This is a genomic window from Bacillus sp. MAG717A, assembly GCF_036884855.1.
In the GTDB taxonomy this organism is placed as follows: Bacteria; Bacillota; Bacilli; order Bacillales; family Bacillaceae; genus Bacillus; species Bacillus safensis.
Genome location: NZ_CP145733.1, coordinates 2,083,885 through 2,097,968 on the forward strand (window position 1 = coordinate 2,083,885; position 14,084 = coordinate 2,097,968).

The 14,084-nt window shown below is 43.7% G+C and carries 11 protein-coding genes; 10 read left to right on the top strand and 1 reads right to left on the bottom strand.

Going from position 1 to position 14,084, the window contains the following annotated elements; translation table 11 throughout:
• The first annotated feature begins 47 nt into the window (after nt 1-47).
• Both rpoN and V6Z54_RS10575 read left to right on the top strand, forming a co-directional pair.
• Entirely contained in the window at nt 48-1,346 is a 1,299-nt protein-coding gene (gene rpoN, locus V6Z54_RS10570; RefSeq protein WP_073978997.1) for an RNA polymerase factor sigma-54, read from the top strand.
• Between the two features lie 170 nt (nt 1,347-1,516).
• The gene (locus V6Z54_RS10575) at nt 1,517-2,254 is read left to right on the top strand and encodes a FadR/GntR family transcriptional regulator (RefSeq protein WP_073978998.1); all 738 of its coding nucleotides are present in this window, start codon (nt 1,517-1,519) and stop codon (nt 2,252-2,254) included.
• Nucleotides 2,255-2,281: 27 nt separating this feature from the next.
• Here the strand turns inward: V6Z54_RS10575 and V6Z54_RS10580 are convergent, their stop codons facing one another.
• Complete coding sequence (locus V6Z54_RS10580; RefSeq protein WP_338527308.1) at nt 2,282-3,724, bottom strand: sigma 54-interacting transcriptional regulator; 1,443 nt, start codon at nt 3,722-3,724, stop codon at nt 2,282-2,284.
• A 209-nt stretch (nt 3,725-3,933) separates the two neighbouring features.
• Here V6Z54_RS10580 and V6Z54_RS10585 point away from each other — a divergent pair, with 209 nt between their 5' ends.
• The 8 genes from V6Z54_RS10585 to eno all read left to right on the top strand — a co-directional run bounded on the left by V6Z54_RS10585 (nt 3,934) and on the right by eno (nt 14,066).
• Entirely contained in the window at nt 3,934-5,127 is a 1,194-nt protein-coding gene (locus V6Z54_RS10585) for an ornithine--oxo-acid transaminase (protein ID WP_338527309.1), read from the top strand.
• A gap of 139 nt (nt 5,128-5,266) precedes the next feature.
• Nucleotides 5,267-6,640: an amino acid permease gene (locus V6Z54_RS10590; RefSeq protein WP_052468279.1), complete on the top strand. Its 1,374-nt coding sequence runs from the start codon at nt 5,267-5,269 to the stop codon at nt 6,638-6,640.
• Between the two features lie 308 nt (nt 6,641-6,948).
• Nucleotides 6,949-7,986 carry a sugar-binding transcriptional regulator gene (locus V6Z54_RS10595; protein ID WP_041088211.1) on the top strand — a complete coding sequence of 346 codons (1,038 nt, stop codon included), beginning with the start codon at nt 6,949-6,951 and terminating at the stop codon, nt 7,984-7,986.
• A 31-nt stretch (nt 7,987-8,017) separates the two neighbouring features.
• Nucleotides 8,018-9,025, top strand: a complete 1,008-nt coding sequence (gene gap, locus V6Z54_RS10600; RefSeq protein ID WP_007500174.1) for a type I glyceraldehyde-3-phosphate dehydrogenase — start codon at nt 8,018-8,020, stop codon at nt 9,023-9,025.
• A gap of 213 nt (nt 9,026-9,238) precedes the next feature.
• A complete protein-coding gene (locus V6Z54_RS10605) occupies nt 9,239-10,423 on the top strand; it encodes a phosphoglycerate kinase (RefSeq protein WP_024426073.1) in 1,185 nt (394 codons plus the stop codon).
• 30 nt (nt 10,424-10,453) lie between these two features.
• Nucleotides 10,454-11,215: a triose-phosphate isomerase gene (tpiA, locus tag V6Z54_RS10610; RefSeq protein ID WP_017359213.1), complete on the top strand. Its 762-nt coding sequence runs from the start codon at nt 10,454-10,456 to the stop codon at nt 11,213-11,215.
• Nucleotides 11,208-12,743: a 2,3-bisphosphoglycerate-independent phosphoglycerate mutase gene (gene gpmI, locus V6Z54_RS10615; RefSeq protein WP_107163049.1), complete on the top strand. Its 1,536-nt coding sequence runs from the start codon at nt 11,208-11,210 to the stop codon at nt 12,741-12,743. The genes tpiA and gpmI overlap by 8 nt, the downstream gene beginning before the upstream one ends.
• A gap of 30 nt (nt 12,744-12,773) precedes the next feature.
• On the top strand, nt 12,774-14,066 hold the full coding sequence (gene eno / locus V6Z54_RS10620; RefSeq protein ID WP_003212752.1) for a phosphopyruvate hydratase: 1,293 nt from the start codon (nt 12,774-12,776) through the stop codon (nt 14,064-14,066).
• Nucleotides 14,067-14,084 lie beyond the last annotated feature (18 nt).

Here is a 14,084-nt window from a genome sequence, read left to right on the forward strand (position 1 = left end):
TACGGTCCGTCAATCTTCATGTAAAATGATGAGAGGGAGGGGAGACAATGAGCCTTAAACTGCAACAAGAACAGGTATTAAAGCAGGTGCTCACACAAGAACTCAGGCAGGCCATTACGCTGCTGCAGCTGAATTGCGCAGAGCTCGGCGAGTATCTTGACCAGTTAGCGCTTGAGAACCCTCTGATTGAGCGGAAAGACACGGACAGCTATCAACCAGTTTATCATAAAAAATCACAAGAACGAATGACAGAGCCGTATCGAACGCATCAAAAAGAAAGCCTGCAAATGTTTTTAAAAAAACAGGCGATTGATTTGAATTTAAGTGAAAAGAATCAAAGAATCTTTCGTTTTATGATTGAGTCCATTGATTCCAATGGCTACCTAAATGAACCGATTGACGCTATGGCAGCTGTCTTAGAAGTGCCACCTGAAGAAGTAGAAGCCGTCCTTCATCAGCTGCAATCGCTAGAGCCTGCCGGGATTGGCGCAAGATCATTACAGGAATGCATCCTTCTTCAGCTGAGAAGAAAAAAGGATCGCTGGTATGAAGCCGAGCGGATCATCGAAGAGCATTTCTTTCTTTTTGCCAGAAAGGCTTGGAAGGAAATTGCGGCGAAAACAGGTGTTTCAATGAAAACACTCCAAGCCGTACAAGATGAAGTGTCTCAGCTTGAACCAAGACCAGGCCTTCATTTCTCATTTGATGAAGAGCATGTGTATATCGAGCCTGATGTGACGATTACTGTGGTGCAGGATCACATTACATTTGAGCTGAATCAGCGCGCTTTTCCAGACGTTGAAATGAATGAAGGCTACTTCGCCATGATTCAAGAACAAAAGAGGCACGAAGCATACACGTATTTAAAGGAAAAAGAGCAGCAGTACAATTGGCTTGCCCAAGCGCTGAAGCAAAGAAAGCAAACGATGACTCATGTCGTTCGTGAGATTATCTCACATCAGACGGATTTTTTCCTAACAGGGAAACATAAAATGAAACCGCTTACCATGAAACGGATCGCAGATATACTGCAAGTCCATGAGTCCACAGTGAGCCGTACTGTAAAAGGGAAAATGGTGCAAACCCCTTATGGTCTCATGGAAATGAAACAATTTTTCCAAGCAAAATTAGAAGGGCATTCGCTAGAAGAGGCGTCCAGCTACACAGTCAAAACGCACATTGCAGAGCTCATTCAAACGGAAAATAAGAAAAAACCGTATTCAGATCAGCAAATCATGACGCTGCTTCAGCAAACCTTTGGCATCCGCGTGTCGCGCAGAACCATTGCAAAATATCGCGAACAAATGAATCTTCCAGCCTCAACGCTGAGGAAGCGCTACGATTAAAAAGAAGTACTTGCCAGAACATGGCACGTGCTTCTTTTTTGTTGGAAGCAAGGCAGCCGAAGATTTCTTGAAAATTAAAGAGGGGAGACGTGTGATCGGAAATTTTGGGGTAAAGTATAAGATAGGGCATGAGCCGATAGGGATAGACAACAGTGATGAGGTGAGACCAATTGAAATATAAACAAATCAAAACAAAAAAAATATATGAAGAAATTGCGGATGCATTAATTGAATCCATTCGTACAGGTGAGCTTCTTCCAGGGGAAAAATTAGATTCGGTTCAAGCGCTTTCAGAAAGCTTTCAAGTCAGCCGTTCCGCTGTAAGAGAGGCACTGTCTGCTCTTAAAGCGATCGGATTAATAGATATGAAGCAAGGGGAAGGCACGTATGTGAAGCAGTTCGATCCTGAGCAGCTCACATTTAGTCTGTCTCCTGCATTTTTGATGAAGCAGCATGATATCACGCAGCTCCTTGAATTAAGAACCATTATTGAGACGGGTGCTGTCAAAAAGGCAGCGCTTTTGCGAACGGACGATGACCTTCATCAGCTGCATGAGGCACTCGAACAAATGAAACTCGCAGAAGCGAATAAAGAAATTGGTGAAGAGGCAGACCTCTCCTTCCATCTCGCTTTAGCCAAAGCCTCAAAGAATGATTTATTAAAGGCGTTAATGAATCAGGTCTCCACCTTGCTGGTAGAAACAATGCGGGAAACGAGAAAAGTCGTCTTGTTTTCAAGGAAAGCCTCCATTCGGCAGCTTTACAAAGAACATGAACACATTTACAAAGCTGTTATGGCAAGACAGCCAGAAGAAGCAGAAAGAGCGATGCTCACGCATTTAAAAAATGTAGAAAAACTGCTGAGTGATGTGAGTCAAGAACCGGCAGGACAGTCAGAACCACAGTAAGCTGTGCCGAATGAGGGCACAGCTCTATTATGAACGAGAAATATGCAGTTTCTTCATGCGATATTGCAGACTTTGCCTGCTCATGCCCAATATCTTTGCAGTCTGTGAAATATTATCGTCCATTTTTTCTAAGTAATGGACGATGTATTGTTTTTCGAATCGTTCCATTTGGGTTTGAAAATCAGTCGTATGTTCTGGGCTTGTATAAATAAACGTGTCAGCTGCTGCGGTATGCTGCAAAGGATTCGTCTGTAATTGCGCTGCAGGACGACCTTCCCCGTGCTTAAATCTAAAATGATATGGAAGGTGATGCATGCTTAAGTAATCCTCATCCATCATCATATTCATCCCCGCTTCAATCACATGCTCCAGTTCCCGTACATTCCCCGGCCAATCATACGCTTGAAAAAGGGCTAGTACCTCTTCGTCAGCCGCCTTCACCTCCATTTGAAACAGCTCATTATATTTTTGAATAAAATGACTGACAAACGTAGGAATATCTTCTTTTCGCTCAGAAAGCGGCGGAATAAATAAGGTGACAATACCTAGCCGATAAAATAAATCCTTGCGCATGCGTCCGCCTGCGATAGCATCCACAGGGTCCTCATTCATATTGGCAATGACTCTTACATCAACAGCGATTTCTTTTGTGCTGCCTAACCTTCTCACCCGCTTCTCCTGTAATACGCGCAGCAGTTTTGCTTGAAGACCAGGATTTAATGAGTTGATCTCATCAAGCAGAAGTGTACCACCCTGCGCCTGTTCAAATAAACCGGGCTGATCAGTTGCGCCGGTAAAAGCCCCTTTTTGTGTACCAAAGAGCAGACTTTCAATGAGATTATCAGGCAGTGCCGCGCAATTCTGGGTAATAAATGGTTCAGATGACCGGCTGCTGCCGTTATGAATGCTTTGAGCAAATAATTCTTTTCCTGTCCCTGTTTCTCCTACAATGAGCACATAGGAAGAGGTACGTGTCGCTCGTTTTGCATGCTCAATCACCTCTAAAAACGCAGGGCTTTGTCCAATAATGGAATCAAAGGTAAAGCGTGTGCTTCCTTTTTTCTTCATATTGTGGTGAATCAGCCGTTCCAGCTTGGTCACATCATTCGAAATTTCAACCGCTCCTTGGATGAGACCATCTCGAACGAGCGGGTATGTATGATTAATCGTTGTGATTTCTTTTCCATTGTAATTATGATACGTCTGCTTTGCATGAACGGTTTGTTTCCCAGTTCGCAGCGCTTGGACAAGCGTACTGTGCATTTCGTCTTGGAAGACGAAGAGGTCTAATACATTTTTATGGAGAACATCAGAGCGTTTCAAAGACTCAATTTCCATCATTTTTTTATTATAAACAACAGTATTGCCATTCTCGTCAATTGCATGAACCCCGACATCTATTAAATCGAGCATTTGCTTATACAGATCAATCTCATTTTCCAGCTTTGCAGTATACGAATCTTCTTTCATTGCGCCACCTCCAGACGTTACCTCTATTTTACATGAAAAATTTTGCGGTTTCCTCTAAAAAATTTTGCTGGTGCAAAAATATTTTGCACAAATAACCTGTACAATCATCGCCATGATGCAGGCAGAAAGTTGGCACGATCCTTGCATATCATATGTGTGTAGATGAACCTAATTTGAAAAAGGCTAGCTTATAGAAGGAGGAATAGACGATGACACAGACAAATGAATTGATTCAACAAACGGAACAATACGGTGCGGCAAACTATCATCCGCTGCCAATTGTGATTTCAGAGGCTGAAGGAGTTTGGGTGACAGACCCTGAAGGTAATCGATATATGGATATGCTGAGTGCGTATTCCGCAGTGAACCAAGGCCATCGCCATCCCCGCATTATTGAGGCGCTCAAAAAACAGGCAGACCGTGTGACACTGACCTCAAGAGCTTTTCACAATGATCAGCTTGGCCCTTGGTATGAAAAAATTTGTCAACTGACGAATAAAGAGATGGCACTCCCGATGAATACTGGAGCTGAGGCGGTAGAAACAGCTATAAAAGCAGCACGACGCTGGGGCTATGACGTCAAGGGAATCGAAGACAATCGCGCAGAAATCATTGCGTGCGTCGGAAATTTCCATGGCAGAACGATGACGGCAGTTTCCCTTTCTTCTGAAGCAGAATATCAAAGAGGTTTCGGTCCAATGCTTCCAGGCATCAAACTGATTCCTTACGGAGATATTGAAGCGTTACGTGAAGCCATTACACCACAAACAGCGGCTTTTCTGGTCGAGCCTATTCAAGGAGAAGCGGGAATTGTCATGCCGCCAGAGGGCTTCTTGAAGGAAGCGAAAGCGCTTTGTGAAAAGGAACATGTGCTGTTCATTGCAGATGAAATTCAGGTCGGATTAGCGCGAACAGGCAAGATGTTTGCATGTGACTGGGAAGATATTGAACCAGATATGCTGATTCTTGGGAAAGCTTTAGGCGGCGGTGTATTCCCAATCTCGTGTGTGGTAGCAAACCGCGATATATTAGGTGTGTTTAACCCTGGATCTCACGGCTCTACCTTCGGCGGCAATCCTCTTGCGTGTGCGGTGTCGCTGGCTGCACTAGATGTCTTAATCGACGAAAAACTTGCAGCGCGTTCTATGGAGCTTGGCGAATACTTAAAAGACAAACTCACGCGCATTCAAAGTCCTGTTATCAAGGAAGTGCGCGGCCGCGGATTATTTATCGGCATGGAGCTGACAGAGGCTGCGAGACCTTATTGCGAGAAGCTGAAACAAGCAGGACTGTTATGTAAGGAAACCCATGAGACCGTCATCCGCTTTGCACCGCCGCTCACGATATCTAAAGAAGATTTAGACTGGGCGATTGGTCATATTGAAGCATTATTTCAAGCATAAATGTCAAAGGGGGAGAAGCCTTCACTTTCTCCCTTTCTCTTTCAACGAACAGCGAATTTTGTCAAAGGATGATGAATAGAAGAGTGAAAGTGGGGAAACGGATTTGAAGCAAGAACAGCATAATGAACTAGAACGTTCCATGAAAAGCAGGCATCTCTTTATGATTGCCTTAGGCGGCGTCATTGGTACTGGTCTTTTCCTTGGGTCAGGACTCATTATCCATCAGGCTGGACCCGGGGGAGCCATTCTATCCTTTATTATTGGGGGATTGTTAATGTATTTGGTGATGCTCTGTCTTGGAGAATTAGCAGTGGCGATGCCGACAGCGGGTTCCTTTCAAGAGTATGCAACCAAATATATAGGCCCGTCCACAGGCTTTATGATCGGCTGGCTTTATTGGTTTAGCTGGGCATGTACAATTGGACTGGAGTTTACGTCAGCAGGCATTTTGCTCCAAAGGTGGTTCCCAGATATCCCTGTTTGGCTGTGGTGTCTTGCATTTAGTGTGATTTTATTTGCCGTGAATGCCATCTCAGCTCGCAGCTTCGCTGAAACCGAGTTTTGGTTTTCAGCCATTAAGGTCGCTGCCATCCTATTATTTATTATCATTGGAATTGGCGCAATTTTCGGAATGATTCATCTGAAAGATGGAGAACCAGCCCCTCTATTTCGTCATTTGACGGATCATGGCGGACTATTTCCTAACGGCGTTTTTGCTATTTTATTAACCATGGTCACGGTCAATTTCTCCTTTCAAGGAACAGAACTTGTAGGGATTGCAGCAGGAGAGAGTGAAAGCCCTGAAAAAACATTGCCGCGATCTATACGAAATATTATTTGGAGAACGATGGTCTTCTTCGTTTTATCCATTGCAGTTCTGGCCGCTCTTCTTCCGTGGCAGACAGCAGGCACTGTCGACAGCCCGTTTGTCGTCGTGCTGGACAAGGTCGGCATACCATATGCTGCAGATATCATGAATTTTATCATCATCACAGCCGTCTTATCTGTAGCAAACTCTGGATTATATGCATCATCACGTATGCTCTGGGCGCTTTCGAAAGATGGGAAAGGTCCCGACTTTACGAAAAAACTGTCCAAGCGTAAAATTCCGATCAATGCATTATTGGTGACAATGGGTGTATCTGCACTATCCCTGCTTACAAGTGTTGTAGCACCAAAAACGGTGTATGTATGGCTCATTTCAATTTCTGGTATGGTCCTTGTTGTAGTGTGGATGTCTATTTGCTTGTCTCAGTATTACTTTAGAAAACAATTCATAAAGGCGGGCGGAGATGTAAAGGATCTCGTCTTCCGAACACCGCTCTATCCATTTGTTCCATTAGCAGGCTTTATCGCATTTGGCATCGTCCTCATCAGCTTATTTTTTATCGAGGATCAGCGAATCGGCCTTTATTGCGGAATCCCGTTCATGGCTGCCTGCTACATTATTTATTATCTCAAAATCAAACCGAAGGAAGAGGTAAAACAGTTTGGAACCATCACAAAAACATAAGCAGGTCCTGAAAAAAATGTGCATGCTGATATCACCAGCATGCACATTTTCAATCGTATATTCATTCTATATAAAGGAAATAAATATTTTGAAAAGAAATATCATCGCAAGAACCTTGATGACAAGCAGGTTATCGGTGAAAATGTGTCTATTTTTTGTCTAAATGTGTTTCTAAGAGTTGAAAATGCAAGATTATCCTGTTAAAATAATTAAAGAAAGCAGGGATTGATTTTTTTTGGCTGTGGCGGGACGTTTTTTGTCACAGTGGGACGTTTTTAGTCCAACGTGAAAAGAAAGGGTCGTTAGCCATGAATCGTTTATTGGAAGCTCAAAAAAAATTATTGCCAGATCTTCTCATCGTTATGCAAAAACGCTACGACATTTTGCAGTACATCAGATTAGCTGAACCAATTGGCCGCAGAAGTCTTGCGACGAGTCTTGGTCTCAGTGAGCGTATCTTACGTGCTGAAGTTCAGTTTTTAAAAGAACAAAATCTGCTGGATGTCAAAACGAGCGGCATGATGCTGACGAGTGAGGGTCACGCTTTGCTTGAAATGCTTGAAGGAATGATGAAGGACGTTTTAGGTTTAACTTTTTTGGAAAATACATTAAAGAGAAAGTTAGGCCTGGAAGAAGTCATGATCGTTTCTGGTGACAGTGACGAATCCCCGTGGGTGAAGCAAGAAATGGGAAGAGCTGCTGTCCAATGTATGAAAAAAAGGTTTACTGGAAATAATATCGTCGCCGTCACTGGCGGAACGACGATGGAAGCCGTTGCCGAAATGATGACCCCTGATGCCAAAAACCGCGATATGATGTTTGTCCCTGCGAGAGGCGGTCTTGGGGAGAATGTAAAAAATCAGGCAAACACCATTTGTGCCCACATGGCTGAAAAAGCTTCCGGTACTTACAAACTGCTGTTTGTTCCAGGACAGCTGTCAGAAGGTGCATACTCTTCCATTATTGAAGAGCCGTCCGTCAAAGAAGTGCTTCAAACGATTAAATCGTCCACGATGCTCATTCATGGTATTGGTGAAGCAAAAACAATGGCGATGAGACGAAATACACCAGCTGAAGATTTAAAAAAGATTGATGAGCATGACGCAGTGACAGAAGCCTTTGGCTATTACTTTAATCGTGATGGTGAGGTCGTACACAAAGTGCACTCCGTCGGCATGCAGCTAGATGATCTAGAAAGCATTCCACATATCATTGCTGTTGCAGGTGGATCATCAAAGGCGGGGGCGATTGAAGCTTATTTCAAAAAACCACGCCGAACGGTTCTCGTCACAGACGAAGGAGCCGCAAAAGAGTTATTAAGGGAGTCAATTGATCCCTCAATATAAAACATTGTGACCTATAAAAGGAGGAAACATCATGGCAGTAAAAGTCGGTATTAACGGATTTGGACGTATTGGACGTAACGTATTTCGTGCAGCATTAAATAATCCTGAAGTTGAGGTAGTAGCGGTTAACGATCTAACAGATGCTAACATGCTTGCACACCTTTTACAATATGACTCTGTTCACGGAAAACTAGATGCAGAGGTTTCTGTAGACGGTACAAACTTAGTAGTGAACGGTAAAACAATCGAAGTATCAGCTGAGCGTGACCCTGCGAAATTAAGCTGGGGTAAACAAGGCGTAGAAATCGTTGTTGAATCTACTGGATTCTTCACAAAACGTGCAGACGCTGCGAAACACTTAGAAGCTGGCGCTAAAAAAGTCATCATCTCTGCTCCTGCTAACGAAGAAGATATCACAATCGTTATGGGTGTAAACGAAGACAAATACGATGCAGCTAGCCACGATGTCATTTCTAATGCATCATGTACTACAAACTGCTTAGCACCATTTGCAAAAGTACTTAACGATAAATTTGGTATCAAACGCGGTATGATGACAACTGTTCACTCATACACAAATGACCAGCAAATTCTTGACCTTCCGCACAAAGACTACCGTCGTGCTCGTGCAGCTGCGGAAAACATCATCCCAACTTCTACAGGTGCTGCGAAAGCTGTTTCACTTGTATTGCCTGAACTTAAAGGTAAATTAAACGGTGGCGCTATGCGTGTTCCAACACCTAACGTTTCTTTAGTTGACCTTGTTGCTGAATTAAACCAAGATGTAACAGCTGAAGACGTAAATGCAGCACTTAAAGAAGCAGCTGAAGGAGAACTTAAAGGAATCCTTGGCTACAGTGAAGAGCCATTAGTATCTGGTGACTACAATGGTAATGCAAACTCTTCAACAATCGATGCTCTTTCTACAATGGTGATGGAAGGCAGCATGGTGAAAGTGATCTCTTGGTACGATAACGAGAGTGGATATTCTCACCGCGTTGTTGACCTTGCAGCTTACATTGCAAAACAAGGTCTTTAATTTCTCACACTGAAGGAACTCACTTGGTTCTTTCCTAGAGACACGATATAATGAAGACGGACAAGGGAAGGGGAAGCATCCCTTTCCCTTTTTCTCTGTTTTTATCCGTTCTGCACGATTTCTCGTTTTGATGAGGGCAAAATGGGAAAAGGATAAAGAGAGTCTTGTCCAATGCGTAAGGAAACCAGAATAAAGGAGGATCTCCTGACGAGCATGAATAAGAAATCAGTAAAAGACATTGACGTAAAAGGTAAAGTTGTGTTCTGCCGCGTAGATTTTAACGTTCCAATGAAGGACGGAGAAGTGACGGATGATACTCGTATCCGCGCAGCATTACCAACGATTGAGTATTTAACAGGACAAGGCGCAAAGGTACTGCTAGCTAGTCATTTGGGTCGTCCGAAGGGTCAAGTTACTGAAGAACTGCGTCTGACACCTGTGGCAAAACGTCTGCAAGAGCTTCTTGGAAAAGAAGTGAAAAAAGCAGATGAAGCTTACGGCGACAACGTGAAAAAGCAAATCTCTGACTTAAAAGAAGGAGATGTGCTAGTGCTTGAAAACGTTCGTTTCTATCCTGGTGAAGAAAAGAACGATCCTGAATTATCAAAAGCATTTGCTGATTTAGCCGATGTGTATGTCAATGATGCGTTCGGTGCTGCACACCGTGCACATGCATCGACAGCAGGAATTGCAGCTTATCTTCCGGCTGTTTCGGGCTTCCTCATGCAAAAAGAGCTTGAGGTGTTAGGAAAAGCCATTTCAAATCCTGATCGCCCATTTACAGCGATTATCGGCGGCGCAAAAGTAAAGGATAAAATCGGTGTGATTGAAAGTCTTCTTGATAAAGTAGACAACCTCATCATCGGCGGCGGACTTGCTTACACATTTGTGAAAGCACTTGGTCACGAGGTAGGGAAATCTCTATTAGAAGAAGACAAAGTCGATTTAGCGAAATCCTTTATGGACCGTGCAAAAGAAAAAGGCGTGAACTTCCTGATTCCAACAGATGTTCTGGTAGCCGACGACTTTTCAAATGATGCGAATACAAGCATTGTGCCAATCTCTGAAATTCCAAGTGATCTAGAAGCACTTGATATTGGAACAGAGACAAGAGAAAAGTATGCTGACGTGATTAAAAACAGCAAACTTGTTGTCTGGAACGGACCAATGGGTGTATTTGAAATCGATGCATTCGCTAAAGGAACAAAAGCAATCGCAGAAGCACTGGCAGAAGCAAAAGATACATATTCTGTCATTGGCGGTGGAGATTCAGCAGCAGCTGTTGAGAAATTTGGTCTTGCCGATCAGATGAGCCATATTTCTACAGGCGGCGGCGCTTCACTTGAATTTATGGAAGGCAAAGAACTTCCTGGTGTTACTGCATTAAACGATAAATAAGACCAAAACTGCTATAAGGAAGTGTCAATCATGAGAAAACCAATTATAGCTGGGAACTGGAAAATGAACAAAACACTTGGCGAAGCAGTCAGCTTCGTTGAAGAAGTTAAGTCATCTATTCCATCTCCTGACAAAGTGGAATCCATTGTCTGTGCGCCAGCTCTTTTCCTTGAAAAGCTAAACAGCCTATCAAACGGAACAGACCTTAAAATTGGTGCACAAAACATGCACTTTGAAGAAAATGGTGCATTCACTGGTGAAATCAGCCCTGCTGCTCTAAAAGATCTAGGCATCGGCTATTCAGTGATTGGGCATTCAGAGCGCCGTGAATTCTTTGCAGAAACAGACGAAACAGTGAACAAAAAAGCACATGCTGCATTCAAGCATGGCATCGTTCCAATTATTTGTGTAGGTGAAACGCTTGAAGAGCGTGAAGCTGGCAAAACAAATGAACTTGTCGCTGATCAAGTGAAGAAAGCACTAGCTGGTTTAACGAAGCAGCAAGTGGCTGAATCTGTGATTGCCTATGAGCCAATCTGGGCTATCGGTACAGGAAAATCTTCTACAGCGAAAGATGCAAACGATGTTTGCGCACACATCCGCCAAACCGTTGCAAGCGAATTTGGTCAAGAAGCGGCAGACAGCCTTCGCATTCAATATGGCGGAAGCGTGAAGCCTGCAAATATTAAAGAATATATGGCAGAATCCGATATTGACGGTGCTTTGGTAGGCGGCGCAAGCTTAGAACCTCAGTCTTTCGTTCAATTATTGGAGGAAGGTCAATATGAGTAAGAAACCAGCAGCATTAATCATCTTAGACGGGTTCGGCTTAAGAGGCGAAACAGTCGGTAACGCTGTCGCACAAGCAAAAAAACCGAACTTTGACCGCTACTGGAACGAATTTCCGCATCAAACCTTAACGGCTTCAGGTGAGGCAGTAGGTCTCCCAGAAGGTCAAATGGGGAACTCTGAAGTGGGGCATTTGAACATCGGTGCAGGACGCATTGTGTATCAAAGCTTAACAAGAGTGAATGTTGCCATTCGTGATGGGGAATTTGAGAAAAACGAAACGTTCCTAGAGGCAATGACTTATGCAAAAGAGAATGACAAGGCGCTTCATTTATTTGGTCTCTTGTCAGACGGCGGTGTGCACAGTCACATCCAGCATCTTTTTGCCCTGCTGAAGCTGGCGAAAAAAGAAGGCTTAACAAAAGTATACATTCATGGCTTCTTGGACGGACGTGACGTTGGTCAGAAGACAGCCAAAGTGTACTTAAAACAGCTGGAAGAACAAATCAAAGAAATCGGTGTCGGTGAAGTGGCAACACTTTCTGGACGCTATTACTCAATGGACCGTGACAAACGCTGGGATCGTGTGGAGAAAGCGTACCGCGCGATGGCGTATGGTGAAGGCCCAAGTTATCAAAACATCTATGATGTCGTTGATGACTCCTATGAAAATGGAATCTACGATGAATTCGTTATTCCATCTGTCATTACGAGAGAAAATGGTGAGCCGGTTGCCAAAGTAAACGACGGCGACTCTGTGATTTTCTATAACTTCCGTCCAGACCGTGCCATCCAAATCTCGAACACTTTCACAAATGCAGATTTCCGCTCGTTTGACCGCGGAGAAGCTCATCCGAAGAATTTACACTTCGTTTGCTTCACACACTTCAGTGAAACGGTTGACGGCTATGTGGCCTTCAAACCAGTGAATTTGGATAACACAGTAGGAGAAGTGCTTGCTCAAAACGGATTGAAACAGCTGCGGATTGCTGAAACAGAGAAATATCCTCACGTGACGTTCTTTATGAGCGGTGGCCGTGAAGAAGAATTTCCTGGTGAAGACCGCATCTTAATCAATTCACCAGATGTGGCAACCTATGATCTCAAGCCGGAAATGAGCGCTTATGAGGTAAAGGATGCACTTGTTGCAGACATCAATGCTGACAAGCATGATGCGATCATTCTGAACTTTGCTAACCCGGATATGGTTGGTCATTCAGGTATGCTCGAGCCAACAATCAAAGCTATTGAAGCAGTAGATGAGTGCTTAGGAGCTGTAGTCGACGCAATCCTGGCAAAAGGCGGACATGCCATCATCACGGCAGACCACGGTAACGCAGACGTGCTAATTACCGAAGAAGGAAAGCCACATACTGCACATACAACGAATCCTGTGCCAGTCATCGTGACGAAAAAAGGTGCGACGCTTAGAGAAGGCGGCATTTTAGCCGATCTATCTCCAACGCTTTTAGACTTACTCGGTCTTGAAAAACCAAAAGAGATGACAGGAACATCATTGATTCAAAAATAACAAATTGATTCAAAAGGAGAGAAATTAAAAATGCCATACATTGTTGACGTATATGCACGCGAAGTATTAGACTCTCGCGGTAACCCAACAGTTGAAGTAGAAGTTTACACAGAATCTGGCGGCTTTGGCCGTGCGCTTGTTCCAAGTGGTGCTTCTACTGGTGAATATGAAGCAGTAGAACTACGTGACGGAGACAAAGACCGTTACCTTGGAAAAGGTGTTCTGACAGCTGTAAACAACGTAAACGAAATCATTGCACCAGAGCTTTTAGGCTTTGATGTAACAGAACAAGTAGCGATCGACAAAATGTTAATCGAACTTGACGGAACAGAAAACAAAGGGAAATTAGGTGCAAACGCAATCCTTGGCGTATCTATCGCTGTAGCACGTGCGGCTGCTGATTTCTTACAAATTCCACTTTATCAATACCTTGGTGGATTCAACTCCAAAACGCTTCCAGTACCGATGATGAACATCGTCAACGGTGGAGAGCATGCGGATAACAACGTAGACATTCAAGAATTCATGATTATGCCTGTAGGTGCTCCAAACTTCCGTGAAGCACTTCGCATGGGCGCTCAAATCTTCCATAGCCTGAAATCTGTTTTAAGCGCAAAAGGCTTAAACACAGCTGTAGGTGACGAAGGTGGATTCGCTCCAAACCTTGGTTCTAACGAAGAAGCACTTCAAACAATCGTTGAAGCGATCGAAAAAGCTGGCTTCAAACCAGGTGAAGAAGTGAAACTTGCAATGGATGCTGCATCTTCTGAGTTCTACAACAAAGAAGACGGTAAATATCATTTATCAGGCGAAGGTGTTGTGAAAACATCTGCTGAAATGGTTGACTGGTATGAAGATATGGTATCGAAATACCCAATCATCTCTATCGAAGACGGCCTTGATGAAAACGACTGGGAAGGTCACAAACTATTAACTGAACGCCTTGGCAGCAAGGTTCAGTTAGTAGGAGACGACTTGTTCGTTACAAATACGAAGAAGCTTTCTGAAGGAATCAAAAACGGCGTTGGTAACTCAATCCTGATCAAAGTAAACCAAATCGGTACATTAACTGAAACATTTGATGCAATCGAAATGGCAAAACGCGCAGGATACACAGCAGTCATCTCTCACCGTTCTGGTGAAACAGAAGACAGCACAATTGCAGATATCGCAGTTGCAACAAACGCTGGACAAATCAAAACAGGTGCTCCGTCTCGTACGGACCGTGTGGCGAAATACAACCAATTACTTCGCATCGAAGATCAATTGGCTGAAACAGCACAATATCATGGCATTGCAACATTCTATAACTTGAATAAATAATGTCAGCTATGCGCTGCG

Excerpts from the sequence above, each read along its gene's own strand:
- rpoN (WP_073978997.1), top strand. The coding sequence starts at position 48 with ATGAGCCTTAAACTGCAACAAGAACAGGTATTAAAGCAGGTGCTCACA.
- V6Z54_RS10580 (WP_338527308.1), bottom strand. The coding sequence starts at position 3,724 with ATGAAAGAAGATTCGTATACTGCAAAGCTGGAAAATGAGATTGATCTG.
- V6Z54_RS10585 (WP_338527309.1), top strand. The coding sequence starts at position 3,934 with ATGACACAGACAAATGAATTGATTCAACAAACGGAACAATACGGTGCG.
- V6Z54_RS10590 (WP_052468279.1), top strand. The coding sequence starts at position 5,267 with ATGAAAAGCAGGCATCTCTTTATGATTGCCTTAGGCGGCGTCATTGGT.
- V6Z54_RS10595 (WP_041088211.1), top strand. The coding sequence starts at position 6,949 with ATGAATCGTTTATTGGAAGCTCAAAAAAAATTATTGCCAGATCTTCTC.
- gap (WP_007500174.1), top strand. The coding sequence starts at position 8,018 with ATGGCAGTAAAAGTCGGTATTAACGGATTTGGACGTATTGGACGTAAC.
- V6Z54_RS10605 (WP_024426073.1), top strand. The coding sequence starts at position 9,239 with ATGAATAAGAAATCAGTAAAAGACATTGACGTAAAAGGTAAAGTTGTG.
- tpiA (WP_017359213.1), top strand. The coding sequence starts at position 10,454 with ATGAGAAAACCAATTATAGCTGGGAACTGGAAAATGAACAAAACACTT.
- gpmI (WP_107163049.1), top strand. The coding sequence starts at position 11,208 with ATGAGTAAGAAACCAGCAGCATTAATCATCTTAGACGGGTTCGGCTTA.
- eno (WP_003212752.1), top strand. The coding sequence starts at position 12,774 with ATGCCATACATTGTTGACGTATATGCACGCGAAGTATTAGACTCTCGC.